Source organism: Corynebacterium pseudopelargi (assembly GCF_003814005.1).
In the GTDB taxonomy this organism is placed as follows: domain Bacteria; phylum Actinomycetota; class Actinomycetes; order Mycobacteriales; family Mycobacteriaceae; genus Corynebacterium; species Corynebacterium pseudopelargi.
Genome location: NZ_CP033898.1, coordinates 2,023,502 through 2,043,038 on the forward strand (window position 1 = coordinate 2,023,502; position 19,537 = coordinate 2,043,038).

Annotated in this window: 22 protein-coding genes; 3 read left to right on the forward strand and 19 right to left on the reverse strand. The window is 58.6% G+C overall.

Annotated elements, in window-relative coordinates; all coding sequences use genetic code 11:
- Positions 1-8: 8 nt before the first annotated feature.
- The 4 genes from CPPEL_RS09465 to CPPEL_RS11350 form a co-directional block, all read right to left on the reverse strand.
- On the reverse strand, positions 9-1,184 hold the full coding sequence (locus tag CPPEL_RS09465) for a hypothetical protein (protein ID WP_123960906.1): 1,176 nt from the start codon (positions 1,182-1,184) through the stop codon (positions 9-11).
- A 39-nt stretch (positions 1,185-1,223) separates the two neighbouring features.
- A complete protein-coding gene (locus CPPEL_RS09470) occupies positions 1,224-2,924 on the reverse strand; it encodes a hypothetical protein (RefSeq protein ID WP_123960907.1) in 1,701 nt (566 codons plus the stop codon).
- Positions 2,925-2,936: 12 nt separating this feature from the next.
- Positions 2,937-3,977, reverse strand: a complete 1,041-nt coding sequence (locus CPPEL_RS09475; RefSeq protein ID WP_206608925.1) for an ABC transporter substrate-binding protein — start codon at positions 3,975-3,977, stop codon at positions 2,937-2,939.
- A 238-nt stretch (positions 3,978-4,215) separates the two neighbouring features.
- The gene (locus CPPEL_RS11350; protein WP_123960908.1) at positions 4,216-6,894 is read right to left on the reverse strand and encodes a YncE family protein; all 2,679 of its coding nucleotides are present in this window, start codon (positions 6,892-6,894) and stop codon (positions 4,216-4,218) included.
- Positions 6,895-7,291: 397 nt separating this feature from the next.
- Here CPPEL_RS11350 and CPPEL_RS09485 point away from each other — a divergent pair, with 397 nt between their 5' ends.
- The 3 genes from CPPEL_RS09485 (at position 7,292) to CPPEL_RS09495 (ending at position 11,211) form a co-directional block, all read left to right on the forward strand.
- A complete protein-coding gene (locus CPPEL_RS09485) occupies positions 7,292-8,125 on the forward strand; it encodes an SDR family oxidoreductase (protein ID WP_123960909.1) in 834 nt (277 codons plus the stop codon).
- A gap of 41 nt (positions 8,126-8,166) precedes the next feature.
- A complete protein-coding gene (locus CPPEL_RS09490; RefSeq protein ID WP_123960910.1) occupies positions 8,167-9,009 on the forward strand; it encodes a mechanosensitive ion channel family protein in 843 nt (280 codons plus the stop codon).
- Positions 9,010-9,129: 120 nt separating this feature from the next.
- Complete coding sequence (locus tag CPPEL_RS09495; RefSeq protein ID WP_123960911.1) at positions 9,130-11,211, forward strand: PhoX family protein; 2,082 nt, start codon at positions 9,130-9,132, stop codon at positions 11,209-11,211.
- 52 nt (positions 11,212-11,263) lie between these two features.
- Here the strand turns inward: CPPEL_RS09495 and CPPEL_RS09500 are convergent, their stop codons facing one another.
- The 15 genes from CPPEL_RS09500 to rplC all read right to left on the reverse strand — a co-directional run bounded on the left by CPPEL_RS09500 (position 11,264) and on the right by rplC (position 19,521).
- Positions 11,264-11,746 (reverse strand): hypothetical protein, encoded by a 483-nt coding sequence (locus tag CPPEL_RS09500; protein WP_123960912.1) that lies wholly within the window; start codon positions 11,744-11,746, stop codon positions 11,264-11,266.
- Between the two features lie 495 nt (positions 11,747-12,241).
- Positions 12,242-12,661, reverse strand: coding sequence for a YccF domain-containing protein (locus tag CPPEL_RS09505; RefSeq protein ID WP_123961303.1), 420 nt, complete (start codon positions 12,659-12,661; stop codon positions 12,242-12,244).
- 278 nt (positions 12,662-12,939) lie between these two features.
- Positions 12,940-13,752, reverse strand: a complete 813-nt coding sequence (locus CPPEL_RS09510; protein WP_123960913.1) for a hypothetical protein — start codon at positions 13,750-13,752, stop codon at positions 12,940-12,942.
- 495 nt (positions 13,753-14,247) lie between these two features.
- Positions 14,248-14,415 (reverse strand): hypothetical protein, encoded by a 168-nt coding sequence (locus CPPEL_RS11225; RefSeq protein WP_206608926.1) that lies wholly within the window; start codon positions 14,413-14,415, stop codon positions 14,248-14,250.
- The gene (locus CPPEL_RS11430) at positions 14,412-14,654 is read right to left on the reverse strand and encodes an AAA family ATPase (protein ID WP_425453825.1); all 243 of its coding nucleotides are present in this window, start codon (positions 14,652-14,654) and stop codon (positions 14,412-14,414) included. Before CPPEL_RS11430 ends, CPPEL_RS11225 begins: the two co-directional genes overlap by 4 nt.
- Positions 14,655-14,697: 43 nt before the next feature.
- Positions 14,698-14,991 carry a 30S ribosomal protein S17 gene (rpsQ, locus tag CPPEL_RS09520; RefSeq protein ID WP_123935276.1) on the reverse strand — a complete coding sequence of 98 codons (294 nt, stop codon included), beginning with the start codon at positions 14,989-14,991 and terminating at the stop codon, positions 14,698-14,700.
- Positions 14,992-14,993: 2 nt separating this feature from the next.
- Positions 14,994-15,224 carry a 50S ribosomal protein L29 gene (gene rpmC, locus CPPEL_RS09525; protein WP_123960914.1) on the reverse strand — a complete coding sequence of 77 codons (231 nt, stop codon included), beginning with the start codon at positions 15,222-15,224 and terminating at the stop codon, positions 14,994-14,996.
- Positions 15,224-15,640: a 50S ribosomal protein L16 gene (rplP, locus tag CPPEL_RS09530; RefSeq protein WP_123935280.1), complete on the reverse strand. Its 417-nt coding sequence runs from the start codon at positions 15,638-15,640 to the stop codon at positions 15,224-15,226. Before rplP ends, rpmC begins: the two co-directional genes overlap by 1 nt.
- Before the next feature lie 2 nt (positions 15,641-15,642).
- Positions 15,643-16,389, reverse strand: a complete 747-nt coding sequence (gene rpsC / locus CPPEL_RS09535) for a 30S ribosomal protein S3 (RefSeq protein WP_123960915.1) — start codon at positions 16,387-16,389, stop codon at positions 15,643-15,645.
- Positions 16,389-16,748 (reverse strand): 50S ribosomal protein L22, encoded by a 360-nt coding sequence (gene rplV, locus CPPEL_RS09540; protein ID WP_123960916.1) that lies wholly within the window; start codon positions 16,746-16,748, stop codon positions 16,389-16,391. Before rplV ends, rpsC begins: the two co-directional genes overlap by 1 nt.
- Before the next feature lie 3 nt (positions 16,749-16,751).
- Positions 16,752-17,030 (reverse strand): 30S ribosomal protein S19, encoded by a 279-nt coding sequence (gene rpsS, locus CPPEL_RS09545; RefSeq protein WP_005509882.1) that lies wholly within the window; start codon positions 17,028-17,030, stop codon positions 16,752-16,754.
- A gap of 15 nt (positions 17,031-17,045) precedes the next feature.
- On the reverse strand, positions 17,046-17,888 hold the full coding sequence (gene rplB, locus CPPEL_RS09550) for a 50S ribosomal protein L2 (protein WP_123960917.1): 843 nt from the start codon (positions 17,886-17,888) through the stop codon (positions 17,046-17,048).
- A gap of 21 nt (positions 17,889-17,909) precedes the next feature.
- Positions 17,910-18,215, reverse strand: a complete 306-nt coding sequence (rplW, locus tag CPPEL_RS09555; protein WP_123935288.1) for a 50S ribosomal protein L23 — start codon at positions 18,213-18,215, stop codon at positions 17,910-17,912.
- Positions 18,215-18,868 (reverse strand): 50S ribosomal protein L4, encoded by a 654-nt coding sequence (gene rplD, locus CPPEL_RS09560; RefSeq protein ID WP_123960918.1) that lies wholly within the window; start codon positions 18,866-18,868, stop codon positions 18,215-18,217. The genes rplW and rplD overlap by 1 nt, the downstream gene beginning before the upstream one ends.
- Positions 18,865-19,521, reverse strand: coding sequence for a 50S ribosomal protein L3 (gene rplC, locus CPPEL_RS09565; RefSeq protein ID WP_123960919.1), 657 nt, complete (start codon positions 19,519-19,521; stop codon positions 18,865-18,867). Before rplC ends, rplD begins: the two co-directional genes overlap by 4 nt.
- Positions 19,522-19,537 lie beyond the last annotated feature (16 nt).

The window sequence follows — 19,537 nt, forward strand, 5'->3', positions numbered from 1 at the left end:
CCAAACATCTAGCGTGGCGAGTGCGGATCTTGAGGCCCATGCGGGCCTTGGGGTGGGCCATAATCGGCGTGGGGATCATAGCTTTGGGGGCTAAAGGTGGCGGTGCTGGGGTGCGAAGCCTCATCTTGATACCCACCTTGGGCAGCATCGGGCACCACTACCTGATGCTGGGCGCTTAAAAGCTGTGCATCCGCACGACGACGACGCTCGGTGGTGACGTACCACAAGGCCATGGCAGCAAAGCCCACAATCAAAATGGCGCCACCGATTACCGCACCCATGATTGGTGCGCGATCCTTGCGGTTTTGAGAAGCGGCGCTGAGCTGCGTGTTGTCTTGCTGCGTTGCATCGCTGCCCTGGTCGTTGGAGCCATCGTCGCCTTCGTCGAGCACGGCCAAGGATGCGTCCTCGCCATCGTCGCCTTCTTCGCCTGGCGAGGAATCAAGTGCCCCACCCGGGGCGCCCGCGCCACCGGAACCGCCGCTCGCACCACCGGAGTTGCCACCGGAATTGCCACCGCGGTTCAGGCTGATGGAGTTCTTGGCCTTGGGCTTATTGCCTTGTGCGCTGTTGGATCCAACGGAGTTATTGGAACCTGCATTGCCTCGGCTCTGGTTTTGCTTCTGGCCACCGGTGGCAGGCTTTTGTTCCTTAGCACCCTGGTTGCCACCAGATGCCTGGCCTTGAGAGGCAGGCTTGGAGGCTTTTTCTACCACGGTGAAGTTGGGGCTTCGGTTACTCCAGCCGAGGGTTTCTCGATCAGAGTCGCCTTTTCGTTCCGTGGCAAGGAAGCGCAACCAGTGCGTTCCGGTGGGGAAATTGCAGCCAATATTTAAGGTGCCGGACACGTTGCCGCTGCCATCGCTCATTTGGCGGGCCACCACGCCAGCGCCTTGCTGGGACTGGTCTTGGCTTGAAAGCTGGCCATCGTCGAATTTCACGCTCACCATCGTGTTGGGGGCGAAATTGCGAAGCTGGTAGTTCAAGGTGCTACAGCGCTGCACCGTGGTGGGAGAGACGGTGGAAACACTATTGCCTGTATTAGAGCCATTAGCTCCACCTGGCGGGAGTGCCTCAGCCTGAGGCACGAAGCTCGGCGCGAGGGCCAAAGCAGCGGCAGCGCACACAGCAGCACAGGCTTGGGCAGTGCTGCGCAGCATTGCTTTTGGAGAGATCTTGTTCATGTCTCGCACTTTCTTATTGCTTTGAAAAAACATTGGGCACTAGCTTCGGGATCTGCGTCCAAGCATCAACCCACCTGCGGCGACACCTACGGCAAACAGCGCGCCGATGATCAAGGCCCAGTCGCGGCCATCCATGAGTGGTGCTTGAGAAGAAGCGGTACGAACGCTCGGGCGGTTGCCATTGGATTCATCACCTAGATCGATCAGCACCCAACCCAGCAGTTCATCTTCTGCGCTGGTCAAGGTGATCTTGGGTGAGCCCTTCTTCAGCCCTGCGATGTCGATGTAGACGTTGCCGTCGGCATCTGCTTCTACCCAGCCCAAAGCCTTCGGGTCGGGGTTATAGGAGTGCAGGAATACCCAGTCACCAGCACCCATCGGCTCTGCGTGCAGCGAAAGGATGGTGCCGTCTAGGCTGGCGTCGATCTCACCGGCGTTGTCGTCGTTAAGCTCCGAGGCCTTTTTCACCGGCGGTTCCGGATCGTGATCCGGGCGCGGTTGGCTATCGTCGCCACCATCGAAGCCGCTATCTGAAAAACCTCCACCGCTGGTATCGCCACCGCCGCCGCCACTGAAGGAATTATCGGTGGCATAAAAACCGCCCGATACGGCCTCGGCATCTTCGCCTAGGGCGATGGTGCTACTGGGATTGGTGCTGCCACCGGAGTAACTCGAGGTGTTGCTATCAGCATCGTCGTTGCGATCGTTCGTGCCTTTATCTGCAGCACCCGAGTCGCCATCGTGTTTGCTTGCGTCTTGCTTATCTGACTGCGCATCGCTGCTTTGACTGTCTTTGTCTTCGGCCTCGTCGCTTTCGGCGGGCTCGGCACAGCCGGGGCGCTTGCCGGAGGAATCGAGATAATCCCAACCAATCAGCTTCTGCCCTGCCCCGCGGCTGCCGTCTTGGACGGTAACTTTCACGTTGCCACGGAGGGCGTCGACAGGCTTAAGAGCCGCAGTGACGGTAGAACCCTCGGCGAGCTGGAACCACTGCTCACCATAGGGATCATTGGTTTGACCGCACTCGTTATAGGCGGAGAGATACACCCAGGTGCCAGGCTGGGCAGAAGGCACCTGCACCTGAAGCTTGTCGCCCTTGGTGCTGACCTTCACGCCGTTTTTCTTGTCACTACTTAAATCATTGTCGTAGTGAAAGACGGTATCTGGCAGGCCATTGGGCTTATATTCGCCGAGCAGGAATCGGCCTTTGCCCTCCTTTTTCTCAGAAGGAGTTGGGCGTGTTTCGCGCACATCGCCGTCTTGTAAGGAACCAGACAATAGACGAATCGAGTGCTCACCTGGGCCAAAGGTGGGATTCGAGCCCAACTTTCCACTATTGGTGCCATCCGGCAAGGGCATATTCACATCGAAGCTGCCATCGCTTTGCGCTTCGATGATGTACCAAATGGTGGTGTTTTCATGCAGCGAGGTATCGAGGTGATTGATATTGCCCTCATCCAATTTCACGGCAATCTTTGCACCACCGAGCCCCTCGGAATTACACCAACCGGTACCAACGATGCGAAGTTGATTCTGCGCATCGGCTTCGGCAGCAACATCAAATTCTGGTGTAGCACCGGAGGCGCACTGGGCATCTTGGGCATGGGCAGGCTGCACCGGGATAAAGGACACCACGTTGCCTGCCTGGAGTGATGCACCTAGGGCAAGGCTTGCTCCAAGGGCGGTGATTCGCGCTGCGCGCCTGGTTCCCGCCCGCTTGCGTTCTACAGCTTTGTTCATGGCAAATAACCTTTAGGCCTTGGGCTGCATCGCGGGATTTTGCACGAGCAGGGTATCCACATCGGAGATGATCTTTTGCACCAGCAGCGGGCCACCGGTGGAAGTCCAAGCAGAGCCCTCAACGGGGATCACGTGATTGTCTTTCACCGCGGTGAGCTGGTCAAAGCCGGGTACTTGGCGGGCTTCTTGCAGGGATGCATCGGCAGCGCCGGTATCGGCATTGCCGCCGGCATTGGGGTTGCCCACCGAGGAGCCGCCGAGGGTGCCAAAGAAGATGTAATCGGCGTCGATATCGCCAAGGTTTTCATTCGACACAGGCTCAGAGTGTCCGCCACCGAACTTGTCTTGATTAGCCGGGCGCTTCAGGCCGAGTTCTTCCAGGGACTGTCCTGCGGGCAACTCTTTGAGGATCAATGAGGCACCATTGCCCTGCCAGCGCACAATGGAGAAGGTCTTATCTTTAAAAGGCTCGAGCTTGGCCGAGGTTTCTGCAACCTGGCGGTCATGCTCTTCGAGCACCTTCTTGCCTTCTTCATTCATGTTCATCGCATCGGCCACGATGGCGAAGTTCTTGCGCCAGTCGCCACCTGCATAACCCGTCATGACGGTGGGGGCGATTTCTCCCAGCGCAGCCATCACGTCTGGGTTGTTATTCAAACTGGTGCCATCAACCAAGATCATGTCGGGATTCAAGGCGCCGATGGCCTCAAAATTGGGTTGGCCAACGCTGCCGACGATAGGCGTATCGCCAGCTCGTTCCTGCAGATATGCAGGCACGGTGGTCAAACCACGGCCAGCCACGGTGCCGGCCGGTTTCACACCCAGGGCCAGCACCGAGTCCAAGGTGGGTTCAGAAAAGGTAATCACGCGTTGGGGGTGCTCAGGCACAGTGACTTCTACTCCGTCACTGTCTTTGACCACACGGGTGTTGCCTTCACCAACAGCGTTCTGGGAAGAAGCATCCTCTGAGCTGCAGGCAAAGAGGAACAGTGCCATCAGCAGTGCGAACAATACTAGGAGCCAATGGGTAGCCGATCGGCGCATTGTGAGCATGGTGGGTTCCTTTAATTCTGTGAAGTTATATTCAGCGATCGCTGCGCAAGAATTGCGCGAAGTTATTGGGATGTAAGTGCGGGTATAACCGCGGGCGTTGCCGCCCGCGGTTATCGAGTGCACCAGCCACGGCTCGTGCTGCGTTGGGCACTCACCGCGGTGGTGGTGTGCCTTAGCACCACGCATTGCTTAAGTGATGCTGAGGCGGGGTTGCCAAGAAGGCAACAAGGTGTGGTGCTTACCAGCGCGGCAGCCACTTGCTAATCCAGGAAGGCACACCGAAGGCGACGGTGAGCTGGAATACCCAGTTCATGGAGAACAAGGAGCTCACAGCGGAGAACAGGAAGGACACGATACGACCAGGCTTGAACACGCCATCTTCCGCGGGTGGCTGAGGAGTAGAGGGTTCGCCATCCTCGCCTTGACCCGGCTCTTGAGCGCCATCACCTGGCTCTTGAGCACCTTCACCTGGGGTCTGGGTATCTTCACCCTGGCCAGGCTGCTCGCTCTCGCCGGGCTTGTCCGTTTCACCGGGCTTGTCCGATTCACCAGGCTGCTCGCTCTCACCGGGCTTGTCCGTCTCACCGGGCTGCGCTGGGGCAGGCTCGTTGAGCGCGAAGCGGTACACGGTGTTGGTGGGCTCGCCCTTGTCATTGGTGGTAGAAGACTTCTGCACGGTGTACACCACGCCATTGGCACCAAGGGAGGTGTGGTTGGTGTTGCCGCCAGCGGGCAGATTGGCCACGATCTGGAAGTCTTCGGCATCAAGGACCGTGACGGTGCCGCCACCGCGGTTGGTCACGTAGACGCGGTCATGTACCGGATCGTATGCAGCGTTGAGGGCACCAGCACCGGTGGGCACTTCTGCCACAACCTTCTTCTGCTCGAGGTTGTACACCACAACATTGGAGCTACCCTGCGAGGCTACGTAGAGGTTGCCGCGGCTTGGATCCCAGGCCACGCCTGAGCCACGGTCTACGTCGTTGGCGGGCAGATCAATCACGGTGACATCGCCGGAGGCCACATCAACCTTGGCTGCCTTGGGCTGGGAAAGCGATACGGTAAACAGGCTGCGGGATGCCTGATCGAAGGCCAGCGACATGGTGCCGCCGAAATCGCCGCCGAGCTCGATGTTGCGCACGGTGCCATCTGCGCTTACTTCAGCGATGATGCCGTTGCCGGTGGGCGAGGAAACGTAGGCTTTGCCGGTTTGCTCATCTACTACAACGTCGCGGGCGTGATCGACGATGCCAGCGGGGAATTGCTTGACCAAGGAGAGGTCAGACTGCTTGTACACGGCAACGGAGCCGGTACGGGTGTTGGTTGCCCACACCAGGCCACGCTGGTTATCCAGACCAACGCCGTACACTGCGTGCACGCCTGCGTCGGGGTTGTTGGGATCAATCGCGGATGCGTTGGCCTCTTGCTTGGCCTCCAAGGTGGTGGCATCCAGCTTGTACAGGGTGGATTCCTTGATTGGCGGGCGGCCTACGGCGCGGGTAACAAAGAGCTCGTTGGTGTCTGTGTTGGCAGCGCTTTGGTACAGGCCGGCAGGAAGCTGCGTAGAGATGCTGGAGTAGCTATCGGCTGCCACCGGGGAGTTATCGGCGGTGATCTTCGGGCCTGCAACGGTGTGGTTTGCACCATTGTGGCTAAAGGTTGCTTCCAGTGCGGCACCGACTGGTGCGTCCTTGGGCAGCTTGACGCCTTCTACAACGGCAACGTGGTTGTCGGCATTGACGCCGGAGCCGGTGTAGTAGTTCTTGCCTTTAGCGCCTACTGCGGTGACCTTGGCACCATCAGGCAGGTTGTACACCGTGACGGTGGTTTCTGCGTTAGCGCTGGTAGAAGATGCCTGCACGCCGGCGCTGGTGGTGACCTTTGCTTCGGCGGTCTTGTCATCGTTGGCGGTGAACACGATGGTGTTTTCACCGGCAGGAGCAGAGCCCTTGGGCAGGGTCACTGCGGTGTTGAGCGCGCCGTCTTCACCGATGGTGATCGGATCTGCGCTTGCGTTACGGCCACTTCCCCACAGCACTGCTTGGCCGTTGACGGTTGCGCGAACCGTGGAACCGGGGGTGAATCCTTCGAGGGAGACATTGACGGTGACGGTCTGGCCGCGATCATTGTTTTGGGCATCGCTTGCGCTTGCCGAGGCATCGCTACTGCTTGCTTGATCTTCGGAACCGTCCTGCGCACCTTCAGACTCTGCAGGCTTCTCAGTCTCGCTGGGCTTTTCAGTCTCGCTGGGCTGTTCAGGCTCTGCAGGCTTTTCGGACTCTGCCGGCTTCTCTGGCTCGGCTGGGGTCTCGGTGGTGGCACCGTCTTGGCTTTCGCCTTCGGGAGTTTGGGCTTCTTCGCCAGCTTGATCCTGGTTGCCTTCAACCAGGGTTTCGCAGTGGCCGTCATTGGCACCGGAGTTTACGGTGAATACCACGGGCACGGAGTTGGAGGAGCCGCCGTCATTGCCGGTGAGGGCACGGATGACGTGCTTGCCGTCTTTGAGGTTTTCGGGCAGCTTGACCTGTACTTCGAAGCTTCCATCGGCAGAAAGCATGGATTCTGCGGGGATGGAGATATCGGTGTGTGGTGCGTCGAGCTTGTCAAAGCGTGCATCGGGCTGGTCGACGGGCCATTGGTTTTGATTATCGTCGATCTTAAAGGCGATGGAGCCGCCCTCGGCGGGGCGTTGCTCGAATCCGGAGCCTTTGACTGTGACTACCTCACCTGGTGCGTAGTTCCGGGAGGTGTCCATGGTGAGCTCGCCGACGCCGCGACCGGGCTTGATCTTTACTTGGGCGCATTGGTGCGTTTCATCGGCACCGGCTTGAGGGACTGCGACCATAAATGGCGCGATCGCCATCGTCGCTGCGAGCATTCCAACCGCCGCGCGGCGGGGTAGAGCTGAGCGCTTCATAGTTCTGGGGTGCTCCTTAAGGGAGGAAACAGGGGGTTTTCACTCTCGCCTCGGCGTCCAACTCCCTTGGAGGTGGTGGCCAGGCGCCGCACGGCCTCGGCTGTGCTGGCGCCAATTTAAGGTAAGCCTTACCTATTAGTCAATGATCTAAGTGTTACCTAAGAAGCCCAGCTCCACCGCGAAAAATGACCACATACCGCCCAAGCTGGGCACATCGCCAACGTTTTCATTGCTGCCAAATCACCAAAACGGTCACGAGCTACCGATTCGGGGGTGGCAAAAAGCTGCACACTACCCCCTCCCCTGCACGCACCCTTAGCTTTTCCAAAGCTCCCCACATCGCCCAGGCCAGTTCACCCCGGCGCCGCTTTAAGCTTTTCGACGTACACTCGCGGCCATGACAACGAAGATCCTAATCACCGGCGCCAGCGGTTTTATTGGCGGCCACACCGCAGCGAACTTAAACCAACTTGCCCCCAAAGCTCAGATCAGCCGCCTATCGCGCAGCCCACGAGAAGAACCGGGCTGGATATACGGGGATTTTGCAAAACCCGAAACGCTCCAGGCAGCCTTTCAAGGCCAAGACGTGGTCTTTTTAGTCTCCACCACAGAACGCGCTGATCGCCTAGAACTGCACCAACACGCAGTAGACGCCGCACGCCTGGCAGGCGTGCAACACATTGTCTACCTCTCCTTTTATGGCGCCGCGCCCGATGCCACCTTCGCACATGCCCGGCTGCACTACGCCACCGAGGAGTACATCAAACGCTCCGGTTTGCACTACACCTTCCTCCAAGACAACTTCTATACCGAGGCCACAGCCGCATTCATTGTTGATGGCGCCATCCGTGGCCCGGCGGGCGATGGCAAGGCGGCCTTTGTCAGCCGCGAAGATGTAGCACGCAGCGCCGCGGCGGTATTAGCGCAGCCTGAACAACACCGCGATCGGGCCTATCAACTCACCGGACCTGCAGCCATCAGCATGGAAGAAGTGGCCACCATCGCCAGCCATTTCCTTGGCTCGCCGGTGCGATACATCAACGAAACACTCGAGCAAGCCCGCGAATCCAGAGCTTCGTATAACGCCCCGGAATGGGAGGTAGATGCCTGGATCTCCACCTACACCGCCATTGCCAATGGTGAGCTCGATGGGGTAACCAATCACGTGGAAAAGCTCACCGGACATCCGCCAATGAGCGTGGTGCAGTGGTGGCAACAGCACAGCGAGTAGGGCGTGCTGCGTTTTAGGCGCTGAAACATTACAATTTTCTCATGTCTTTTACGCTCGCCGCTGATAATCCCGCCGACCAGGTACAACAGGCCGTCCAATCGCTTACTTGGCACGATCTCGGCATTGGCTTAGTCATTATTGCCGTTGGCGCACTGATCGCCTGGATAGTCAAGCTGATTGTGAACCAGGCGCTGCTCAAGATTGCCCACCGAACCAAGGCCTCTGCCCGGGCGTTTTCCTCGATTACGCAGTGGGTGGTGATTGCACTGGCCGTCGCGGCAGCGATTACCTACGTCTTTCCTTCAGTCAAGCCCGTCAACCTTATCGGTGGGCTGGGCGTTGTCTCTATTGCAGCCGGTATCGCCTTCCAAACGGTGCTTGGCAATACCTTCGCAGGCCTGGTCATTTTGATGCGAGAAACTCCCCTGGTGGGCGACCAAATCCAAATTGGTGATGTTGCAGGCACCATCACCGATATCAACCTATCCACCACCACGGTGCGCACCTTCTCCGGCCGGCAGGTCTTGATTCCCAATGGCACGCTGCATACCTCCATCGTCACGGTGCAAACGCGCCATGAATGGGTGCGCACCAATTTCGACGTCAAGATCCGCCATGCCGAGGACTTCCAAAAGGCTCGTGAAGTAGCCGTTAAGGCATTAGAAAAGGTCGATGCCATCCTCGAATCCCCAGCACCGGTGGCTGTGTTGCGCCAGGTAGCCGATGGTATGGCCACGATGGAGGTCCGCTTCTGGTCTGGTTCACGCCAGATGGATACCGTAGCAGCGCTCGACGCGGCCATCGTTGCTGTAACCAGCGATCTGCGTAAAGCCGGTATTGAGTTTGGCCCAGATAATACGGTGATGTTCGCCGGTGGTGAGTAGGGTGGCGTCGAAAAGCTGATTGTTTACCCTTGATTTACTTCTGCCACATCGCGGTGACACCTGAAGCTTCTAGCGTGAAGTGCCGGACAACATCCAACAACACTTCAGGAGCACAGCAGCATGGGGATCAAGGGCTTGAATCTACTCAGCTCATTTGCATCGAGCCGATCGGCAAAAACCTGCGAATATAAGTGCGGTAACGCCTGCCTGGGCGAACCCACCAATCAATCGAATAACCAGTACTTTGGCGCAATCGTCTCCCGCCGCGGGATCCTCAAGGGCTCCGGCGTGGCGGTGGCCTCACTCGCAGGCGCCCAGGTACTCGCAGCCTGCGGCAGTGAAGGAAGCAGCGCGGCAAGCAGCACCGCACAAGCCGCAGCCAGCAGCGAGGCCAAGAACATCGCATTGCCTCAGGGCATGAACTTCCCCGTGGTTGAGCCCAATAAAAAAGACGAGGTTGTTGTACCCGAAGGCTACGACAAGAACGTGCTGATCGCCTGGGGTGATCCGATGTTCGAGGGCGTGCCGGAATTCGACATCAACAACCAAACCGCAGCCAATGCCGAGCGCCAATTCGGCTTTAATAATGACTTCGCCGGGCTGATGGATCACCCCAGCGACGACAACCGCATGGTGTATGTGTGCTCCCACGAATACACCACCGAGCCGCACATGTTCCCTGGCTACGACGTGGAAAATCCCACCGATGAGCAAATCAATATCGGCCTGGCCAATCACGGCCAAAGCGTGCTCGAAGTATCCAAGGTTGGCGATAAAGGCGAGCTCAAGCGTGAATTTGGCCCCTTAAATCGCCGCATTACCGCCACCACCCCCATGAAGATCCAGGGTGTGCTCGCCGGCACCGAGTATGTAAAAACCAAAGATGACCCCCAGGGCACCACGGTGCTTGGCACCATTGCTAACTGCTCCGGCGGCATGACTCCTTGGGGCACCTACCTTTCCGGTGAGGAAAACTTCGAGCCTTACTTCGCCAACTACCAAGACGTCAAAGATGAGCAGGCCAAGAAGTACTGTGAGCGCCTCGGCTCCGAGGAAGGCCCAACGCTGCGCCAGTGGGAACGCCTGCATGAACGCTTTGACCTGTCCAAGCAACCCAATGAGATCAACCGCTTTGGCTACTTAGTAGAAATCGATCCGCTTGATCCCAACTCTGTGCCCGTCAAGCACACCTCCGCCGGCCGCTTCAAGCACGAGTCAGGCAATATTTATGTCACCTCCGATGGCACCGTCGTGTGCTACACCGGCGATGACGCCCGCTTCGAATACATCTATAAGTTCGTTTCTTCCCGCAAGATCAAAGAGGGCGATACCGCCCACAACATGGGCATTCTCGACTACGGCACCTTGTACGTGGGCAAGCTGGACGGCAACTCCCCCGAAAAAGAAATCGACGGCTCCGGTGAGCTACCCAGCGATGGGCTTTTCGACGGCCAAGGCACCTGGGTACCACTGCTGACGGTGGATGAGGATGGGGCGAAATCCCATATCGATGGCATGAGCCCAGAAGAAGTTGCCGTGTACACCCGCTTCGCAGCCGATGAGGCAGGGGCCACCAAGATGGACCGCCCAGAAGACTTTGAGGCAAATAAGCACAGCGGCAAGGTGTACGTTGCACTGACCAACAACTCTTACCGCGGCGCCACGGGCAAGGACGCGAAGAAGAATAAAGAAGACGCCAAAGAATGGGCGCCGATCACCGAGAACAAGAATGGCCTCGTCATGGAGCTTGACGACGATCACGCCGGCGAGAAGTTCAAGTGGAATATCTTGCTCGTCTGCGGAGATCCCGAGGCTGCCTATAGCTACTTCGGCGGCTTTGATAAATCCAAGGTATCCCCGATCTCCTGCCCGGATAACCTCGCTTTTGATGATCACGGCAACTTGTGGATCTCCTCCGATGGCAACGCACTCGGCTCCAATGATGGCCTCTATGCCGTCGGCCTCGAAGGTGAAAACCGCGGCAATACCCGTTGCTTCCTCACCGTGCCCACAGGAGCAGAAACCTGCGGGCCCATCGTGACCAAAGACCGAGTGCTGGTCAACGTGCAGCACCCCGGCGAAACCGATGAGGCCACCGTGGAAAACCCCGCCTCTCACTGGCCAGATGGAGGCAAGACCCCTCCACGCCCAGGTGTAGCGGTGGTGTGGAACCCCAAGGGCAAGATCGGCGAAGGCAACTAGGCTACGTTACCTGACATAACACCCCAGCTGCGAGGCCTGCTGGGGTGTTGTGCTACCTGCCAATCTTGTGCTCGCGCAGTTGGGTAAGCACATAGATTTGTAAGAGCACCGGATAAAGATGCAAGAGCACGCCCAATACCACCAAGATGGCTGCCACCAAGCAGGATTGGGCACAACAGGCCCACACACTAGCGACGAGGTGAATAAGAAAGCCCCAACCGTGGCCTGCCGCGGCTGCCTGCATGTGGCGTGGATTCCAGGGATCATCGCCACGCATCTCGAACACAAGCTTGTTCCACCCAATGCGCGTGAGCGTGGAGTTAAAGATTTTCACCCCCAGCCGGCGCGATGAATCCCGCGAAAGGCGCAGACGCCGCCAAAACGACTCAGGGATGATACGAACAAGCGAGTTGCCCACGAAAGGGGCGATACCGAATGTGCCACAGGTTATGGTGAGCACATATAGCCAACCAGGCGCATCAGCCACGATGGCAATCGCGAGCATTGCAACGCAGGTGAGCAGTGCAGCGAGCACGTTAGCGCCTCCTTGAAATCTTGCGTTCTTGCCTTCTGAGCTGCTGACTTATTCAGCCAGGCCAGCAGCGAGCATGCTTGGTCAATGCTGGCGATGATAGTTGCTGCAGCCTTGTTTTTTTTAACACGCCACATACACTGATAGTTACACGCATCACATTACGGGTATTGCAACGCCCGATGCTTTCCAAGCGAAAAGGCGCACACCACCCGTAGCGATTGTGTAAGCGATGGAAGGGAGGCAATGCCATGACATCACCAAACAACGCATCGAGATCCCCACTCACCCCCATCATCTGCGCGCTCGCTTTGTTCAGTAGCGCTGCGCTCCTGAGCGCCGTCAACGTGGAAGCATCGTGGGTCACACTCGCGCTTTGGCTGGCAGGTTTTGCAGGCTTTGGCATCGCAGCCATCCTGGCTATCAAAACAAGGCGTGGCAACTAACCCAAAAACAAACGCGCACCACAGCACGTGGTGCGCGGATTGCGTTGCTGCCTTAAGGGCGAGCAAGCGGAATCATATTTGCCTTGGCATCGGAAGAATCCACAATCTTCTTGCCAAAGGGGAAGCAGGTCACAGGAATGAGCTTGAGGTTTGCCCAAGCCAAGGGCAGACCAATAATGGTGAGTGCCTGCGCAATAGCAGTGGCGACATGCCCCAGGGCGAGCCATAGGCCTGCTACTACAAACCAGATCACGTTGCCTAGCATCGACATGCCACCGCCCCTGCCGGTATCAACAACCTCGCGGCCAAATGGCCACAGGATGTAATTGGCGATGCGGAAGCTGGCCACACCGAAGGGGATGGTGATGATGAAAATGCAGGCGATGGCACCAGCGATGATGTAGGCAAGCCACAGCCAGATACCTGCGGTGAGCAGCCAAATGATGTTAAGGATGACGTGAAGGGCGTTCATAAGAACAAAGCCTAGTCCAAGCACGCCGGTCGGATGCAGGAGCAGCAATGCAGCATCAACCGACGCCGTGCCCGCGAGCAGCGAGTACGCCCCTTGGGTGGGTTGGTGCGCAAATGAGTGGTGGCGTGGATACAGCTCAGGGGGCATAGAAGACTCCCCTGAGGCCCCAGCCATCATATTCAGCATCCGGTGGTTAATCGCCTTCGAGCATAAATTGCCGGGTGCAATTTCCGCCTCAAAATACCTGGTCAAAACTGAAATTGTTCAAGCGCCAGCATTTAGTTGGCTGGAGTTTGAATCTCCACCTCGGCGCGAGACGAGAGCGCCAGGCAACCAGCGAGCGTGGCTACAAAGCCGAGCACCGCAATCAGGCTAAAACCACTGCGGATGTGATCGTGCAATAACGTGAGGCCGATGAGCGAAGGAACGATCGTCTCTGTAGCAAAGCTCAAGGCTGCCACGGAAGTAGCGTTGCCTCGATCAAGTGCCATGCCGTAGGCCACCACGGCGATCACCCCACCAAGGATCAAAGCCCAGGCCATTGGTTGCTCGATAACGCGAAAGACATGGTGCACAGGAATTTCAAGCAGCCGCGAGGCCAGGCCCACCACCGCGAAACCCAAACCTGACACCACAGCGTAGACGTGCGAAGCCTTGCTCAGGACCAGGAATACGCCACACAACAAAGCGGCGCCGAGTAGCAGCCATCCCACCCAGGAAGGCACATGAGGTGCTGGTCCTGGTTCCGCCGAAACAGACAGCATGATCAGGCCGGCGAGCACCGCCAGCAACGCTGCTATTTCAAAGCGGTGCAGCTTTTGCCTCAGGATCACTACGCCTAGCAGTGCCGTTACTGCCACCGAAGACGCGGTGGCGGATTCGACGAGAAAGAGCGGCAGGTCCCGCAATGCAGCAAAGGAGGCGATATAGCCTATGCCATCAAACACCAGGCCAAGGCCAAACGCCCAGCCGGCCAGCGCTTTGCGTAGCCAACCGCCAGTGGTGGCCGTTGCGCGTTGTACACCGATTGCTTGGGCGATGGTGCCGGCGCCGTAGGCGATTGCGGCGATAAAAGCCCCGAAAAGTCCCATGTCACGATCGTATCCGATCGTTTTGGCCGGGCCTGGGAACGAGCACTGCTGCTCCATCTTTCAAGCTTTTCGACGTTCCCCCAACCTAAAGCAAGTCCGCGCCTCGCATAGGTTGAGCCTGACAGATGTTATCTCGCCCTGCTACCTGTGGTCATCCGTGCTTAACCAAGACGAATCGGCCGTTGAGCTTTCTTCGAGCCAACCCCCAAGGCAGACAATGTCAGTATGAGGAGAACAAGCAATGCCACGGCTGAGAATTGCGGAAGGTCTTTGACGAGTTACGCCCAGCGAAGCACACCGGAAAGTACACACTCGTGAGCACGGCAATAGGTATGAGAAGACCCACCGTATAAGAGTGAAGCGTGATCAGCCCTCCTTCAGCGGCTCCCAGACCACGCAAAATCCCTGCGAACACTAAGCACAGCACCACCACCAGCGGAAGCACCAACAAAAAGGTTCGCCACGAACGCAATAAATCAATTCTTAGAGCGCGCATTATCGTGCCCCTTCGCTCGAGGTGAGTCGTAGGAATGCATCTTCGAGTGTTTCTTCCTCGGATGCTAAGCCTTCAATGGTTCCTTGGTACTGCATTTTGCCCTTTGAGAGGACTCCTACGTCATCGACCATGCGAGCTACTTCGCCGAGTTGGTGCGAAGAGATCACAATCGTCTTAGCTTTTTTGTGAGGTGTTGAATCAGCGCCCGAAGCTGGTTGATACCTGCTGGATCCAGACCATTTTGTGGCTCGTCGAGTAGCAGCAAGGAAGGGTCGGTCAATAAGGCCATCGCAAGACCGAGACGCACCTTCATTCCGGTGGAGAAGGGGACTCGCCCTGGCTGCACGCTCACATCGAGCTGGGCCAGGCATGGGCTCGTCGAAAAGCTAAGAAATGCAAAAAGCACACCCCGTGGTGGGATGTGCTTCAAGCGTTTGTCCGCGTTTGGACTAGCGTGCCTTCTCGACGATCTCGACGAGGCGGAAGTGCTTGTCCTTGCTCAGCGGGCGAGTCTCTTCGATGCGCACGCGGTCGCCAACACCGGCGATCTCGTTTTCATCGTGAGCCTTCACCTTGGAGTTGGTGCGGATGGTCTTGCCGTAAAGGCGGTGCTGCTTGCGGTCTTCAAGCTCAACCACAATGGTCTTTTGCATCTTCGTGGAAACCACGTAGCCGATGCGAACCTTGCGGGCACCCTTTTCCTTGGCGTTCTCGTTGTTCTCAGTCACGTTTGCCTCACTCATGTTTAAGCCTCAGCTCCCGGAACCTCGGACAGGCCGAGCTCGCGCTCACGGAGCACCGTGTAGATGCGGGCGATGTCGCGCTTGACGGTGCGCAGGCGACGGTTGTTGTTCAACTGGCCGGTGGCGTGCTGGAAGCGCAGGTTGAACAGCTCTTCCTTAGCCTCGGTCAGCTTGGTGGTCAGCTCCTCGGCGTTTAGCTCGCGAAGCTCGTGTGCGGGGGTACCGTTAGCCATTAGAACTGGTCCTCCTTCTTAACGATACGAACTTTGCAAGGGAGCTTCTGGCCTGCGCGGCGCAGAGCCTCGAGTGCCATAGCCTCGTTGGGGTAGCTCATCTCGAAGAGGATGCGACCGGGCTTGACGTTCGCAACCCACTTCTCCACGGGGCCCTTACCGGAACCCATACGCACGCCGAGCGGCTTCTGGGTCAAAGGACGATCCGGGAAGATGTTGATCCACACCTTGCCACCACGCTTGACGTGGCGGTTGATGGCAATACGAGCGGACTCGATCTGACGGTTGGTGATGTAGGCGGGCTCGAGGGCCTGGATGCCATAATCACCGAAGTTAAGGCGGTTACCACCCTTGGACACGCCACGACGGGTCGGGCGGTGCTGACGGCGGTACTTCACGCGCTTGGGGATAAGCATTCTTAGCCCTCCTGCTTCTTCTCAGCACGCTGGCGGCGCTGGCCACCACGACGCGGACGTGCGTTGCGGTCGCCGCGGCCACGGCGTTCTGCGGGTGCGTTCAGTTCGGACTCGCGCTTGCCGCCCACGACGTCACCCTTGTAGATCCACACCTTGACGCCAATGCGGCCGAAGGTGGTGTGTGCTTCGTAGGTGCCGTAGTCGATTTCCGCACGCAGCGTGTGCAGCGGAACGCGACCCTCGTGGTAGCGCTCGGTGCGGGACATCTCGGCACCGCCGAGACGACCGGAGCACATAACCTTGATGCCCTTGACCTGAGGCTGGCGCATCGCGGACTGGATGGCCTTGCGCATTGCGCGGCGGAATGCCACACGGTTGGTCAACTGCTCGGCGATGGACTGAGCCACGAGCTGAGCGTTGGCGTCAATGTTCTTGACCTCGAGGATGTTCAGAGCAACCTGCTTGCCGGTGAGCTTTTCCAGCTCGCGGCGCAGACGGTCTGCCTCGGAGCCACGACGACCAATCACGATGCCCGGGCGGGCGGTGTGGATGTCGACGCGGACGCGGTCGCGGGTGCGCTCGATCACGATGTCGGCGATACCGGCGCGGTCCAAGGTCTTTTGCAGGTACTCGCGGATCTTGATGTCCTCAGCGACGTAGTCTGCGTAGTTCTTGTCGGCGTACCAGTGGGACTTCCAATCGGAAGTGATGCCCAAACGTAGGCCGTGAGGATGGATTTTCTGGCCCACTACTTGGCCCCTTCCTTCTGGCTAACAACCACGGTGATGTGGCTGGTGCGCTTACGGATCTGGAATGCACGACCCTGTGCGCGCGGCTGGAATCGACGCATCGTCGGACCCTCGTCGGCGAAAGCCTCGGAGATGACCAGGCTCTTGCGATCCAGGCCGAAGTTGTTCTCGGCGTTAGCCGCAGCGGATGCGACGACCTTGGCAACGGGCTCCGAAGCAGCCTGAGGGGCGTACTTCAAGATAGCCAGTGCTTCTTCAACGGACTTGCCGCGAACCAGGTCGATCACGCGACGTGCCTTCATTGGAGAAACACGGACGAAGCGCGCGGTTGCGCGTGCGGAGGTGATAGCTTCACTCATCGCTTATCGACGTCCCTTCTTGTCGTCCTTGACGTGACCCTTGAAGGTCTTGGTGGGTGCGAACTCACCGAGCTTGTGGCCGACCATGGAGTCGTCCACGAACACCGGCACGTGCTTGCGGCCGTCGTGAACGGCGAAGGTGTGGCCGATGAAGTCGGGGAGAATGGTGGAACGGCGGGACCAGGTCTTGATGACCTGCTTGGTGCCCTTCTCGTTCTGAGCATCTACCTTTGCGAGGAGGTGCTCATCGACGAACGGGCCTTTCTTTAGGCTGCGTGGCATCTAAGTTTCCTCCTCTTAGCGCTTCTTGGACTTGTTCGTGCGGCGACGCTGCACGATCATCTTGTTGCTGTAACGGTTGGGGTTGCGGGTGCGACCTTCCTTCTTGCCCCAAGGGGACACAGGGTGGCGACCGCCGGAGGTCTTACCCTCACCACCGCCGTGCGGGTGGTCAACAGGGTTCATCACAACACCACGCACGGTCGGGCGAACGCCCTTCCAGCGCATACGGCCGGCCTTGCCCCAGCGGATGTTGATCTGGTCGGCGTTGCCAACCTCACCCACGGTGGCGCGGCAACGGATGTCCACGCGGCGGATTTCGGAGGAAGGCATACGCAGCACTGCGTACTTGCCTGCCTTACCCAGCAACTGGATGGAAGCACCAGCGGAGCGGGCGAGCTTAGCGCCAGCGCCTGGCTTGAGCTCCACGCAGTGCACCACGGTACCGGCGGGGATGTTGCGCAGCGGCAGGTTGTTGCCAACCTTGATGTCTGCGTTAGCGCCAGCCTCGATGATTTGACCCTGCTTGAGGTTCTTCGGGGCGATGATGTAGCGCTTCTCGCCATCGGCGTAGTGCAGCAGCGCAATGTTGGCGGTACGGTTCGGGTCGTACTCGATGTGAGCAACCTTGGCCGGAATGCCATCTTTGTCGGTGCGGCGGAAGTCGATCACGCGGTAGCGACGCTTGTGGCCACCACCCTTGTGACGAACGGTGATGTGGCCGTGTACGTTACGGCCGCCCTTCTTGGGCAGGGGGCGAAGCAGAGACTTTTCCGGATTCGAGCGAGTGATCTCGTCGAATTGGGAAACGGAGCTCTGGCGGCGACCCGGGGTTGTCGGCTTGTATTTACGAATAGCCATAGTTTGTCCTTACCTCGACCCTTAAGCGGCGGAGCCGCCGAAGATGTCGATTGCGTCGCTGCCTTCACGAAGCGTCACGTATGCGCGCTTGGTTGCCTTGCGTCGGCCGTAGCCGGTGCGGGTGCGCTTGCGCTTGCCCTCACGGTTCACGGTGTTCACGGAGGCGACCTTCACGCCGAAAATGCGCTCCACGGCATCCTTGATCTGCGTCTTGTGGGCGGTGGGAGCAACAAAGAACGTGTAGGTTCCCTGCTCCATCAGGCCATAAGACTTCTCAGAGACGACCGGTGCGAGGATGATGTCGCGGGGGTCTGCGATCTTAGCCATTAGTTCTCCTCCTTCTCCGCGCCCTGGACGCGGTTGATGAAGGTGTTGAGAGCCTCAACCGAGAACACAACGTCGTCTGCATTCAGAACGTCGTAGGTGTTGAGCTGGTCTTCGAACAAAACGTTCACACCAGGCAGGTTGCGGGCGCTCTTCTGAGCATTCTCGTCTGCGCGGCCGACCACGAACAGGATGCTGCGGCGATCGGTGAGGCGCTCGAAGAATGCGCGTGCGGACTTGGTGGAAGGAGTCTGACCAGGCACCAATTCGGTGAGCACGTGGATGCGCTCGTTACGAGCACGATCGGACAGTGCGCCGAACAGAGCAGCCTTGATCATCTTCTTGGGGGTGCGCTGAGCATAGTCGCGCGGCTTGGGGCCGTGCGAGATGCCGCCGCCGGTGAAGTGAGGTGCACGGATCGAGCCCTGACGAGCGCGACCGGTGCCCTTCTGGCGGAACGGCTTGCGACCACCACCGCGCACCTCTGCGCGGGTCTTGGTGGAGTGAGTGCCCTGACGACGTGCTGCAAGCTGTGCGTTGACTACCTGGTGCAGGAGTGCAACGGACACCTCGCGGTCGAAGATTGCTGCAGGCAGCTCTACGGAGCCGTCGGTAGCACCCTCAGCGGTGTGGACGTCCAACTTCAGATTGGTCATGCGTGTGCACCGCCCTTCACTGCGGTCTTAACGGTTACGATGCCGCCACGGTTGCCCGGGATCGCACCCTTGATCAGGATGAGGTTGGCATCGGCGTCAATCTTTTGAACCTTGAGGTTCTGGGTGGTGACGCGGTCATTACCCATGCGGCCTGCCATGCGCTTGCCCTTGAACACGCGGCCCGGGGTGGCAGCCTGGCCAATGGAACCCACACGACGGTGAGCGGCCTGGTTACCGTGGGCTGCGCCTTGTCCGGCAAAGCCGTGGCGCTTCATGCCACCGGCGTAGCCCTTACCCTTGGAGGTACCGGTGACGTCTACGAAGGTCACGCCTTCGAAGATTTCAACGGTGACGTCCTGACCAACCTCGTAGGCAGAAACATCATCCATACGGATTTCTGCTACGTGGCGGCGGGGGGTAACGCCAGCTTTCTTAAAGTGACCCGCCTGAGGCTTCTTTACCTTGCGGGGGTCGATGTCGCCGTAGGCGATTTGGATGGCGTTGTAGCCATCGGTTTCGGTGGTGCGAATCTGGGTGACCACGCACGGACCAGCTTCAACGACGGTGACCGGAATGACTCGGTTCTCCTCGTCGAAGATCTGGGTCATGCCGAGCTTGGTGCCCAAGATGCCCTTGATCTCTGTTTCACTCATTAGTTATTCTCCGCTG

Excerpts from the sequence above, each read along its gene's own strand:
- CPPEL_RS09470 (WP_123960907.1), bottom strand. The coding sequence starts at position 2,924 with ATGAACAAAGCTGTAGAACGCAAGCGGGCGGGAACCAGGCGCGCAGCG.
- CPPEL_RS11350 (WP_123960908.1), bottom strand. The coding sequence starts at position 6,894 with ATGAAGCGCTCAGCTCTACCCCGCCGCGCGGCGGTTGGAATGCTCGCA.
- CPPEL_RS09505 (WP_123961303.1), bottom strand. The coding sequence starts at position 12,661 with ATGAACGCCCTTCACGTCATCCTTAACATCATTTGGCTGCTCACCGCA.
- rplW (WP_123935288.1), bottom strand. The coding sequence starts at position 18,215 with ATGGCTAAGATCGCAGACCCCCGCGACATCATCCTCGCACCGGTCGTC.
- rplV (WP_123960916.1), bottom strand. The coding sequence starts at position 16,748 with ATGAGTGAAGCTATCACCTCCGCACGCGCAACCGCGCGCTTCGTCCGT.
- CPPEL_RS09475 (WP_206608925.1), bottom strand. The coding sequence starts at position 3,977 with ATGCTCACAATGCGCCGATCGGCTACCCATTGGCTCCTAGTATTGTTC.
- rplP (WP_123935280.1), bottom strand. The coding sequence starts at position 15,640 with ATGCTTATCCCCAAGCGCGTGAAGTACCGCCGTCAGCACCGCCCGACC.
- CPPEL_RS09495 (WP_123960911.1), top strand. The coding sequence starts at position 9,130 with ATGGGGATCAAGGGCTTGAATCTACTCAGCTCATTTGCATCGAGCCGA.
- rpsQ (WP_123935276.1), bottom strand. The coding sequence starts at position 14,991 with ATGAGTGAGGCAAACGTGACTGAGAACAACGAGAACGCCAAGGAAAAG.
- rplD (WP_123960918.1), bottom strand. The coding sequence starts at position 18,868 with ATGACCAATCTGAAGTTGGACGTCCACACCGCTGAGGGTGCTACCGAC.
- CPPEL_RS09490 (WP_123960910.1), top strand. The coding sequence starts at position 8,167 with ATGTCTTTTACGCTCGCCGCTGATAATCCCGCCGACCAGGTACAACAG.
- rpmC (WP_123960914.1), bottom strand. The coding sequence starts at position 15,224 with ATGGCTAACGGTACCCCCGCACACGAGCTTCGCGAGCTAAACGCCGAG.
- CPPEL_RS09510 (WP_123960913.1), bottom strand. The coding sequence starts at position 13,752 with ATGGGACTTTTCGGGGCTTTTATCGCCGCAATCGCCTACGGCGCCGGC.
- rpsS (WP_005509882.1), bottom strand. The coding sequence starts at position 17,030 with ATGCCACGCAGCCTAAAGAAAGGCCCGTTCGTCGATGAGCACCTCCTC.
- rplB (WP_123960917.1), bottom strand. The coding sequence starts at position 17,888 with ATGGCTATTCGTAAATACAAGCCGACAACCCCGGGTCGCCGCCAGAGC.
- CPPEL_RS09465 (WP_123960906.1), bottom strand. The coding sequence starts at position 1,184 with ATGAACAAGATCTCTCCAAAAGCAATGCTGCGCAGCACTGCCCAAGCC.
- CPPEL_RS09485 (WP_123960909.1), top strand. The coding sequence starts at position 7,292 with ATGACAACGAAGATCCTAATCACCGGCGCCAGCGGTTTTATTGGCGGC.
- rplC (WP_123960919.1), bottom strand. The coding sequence starts at position 19,521 with ATGAGTGAAACAGAGATCAAGGGCATCTTGGGCACCAAGCTCGGCATG.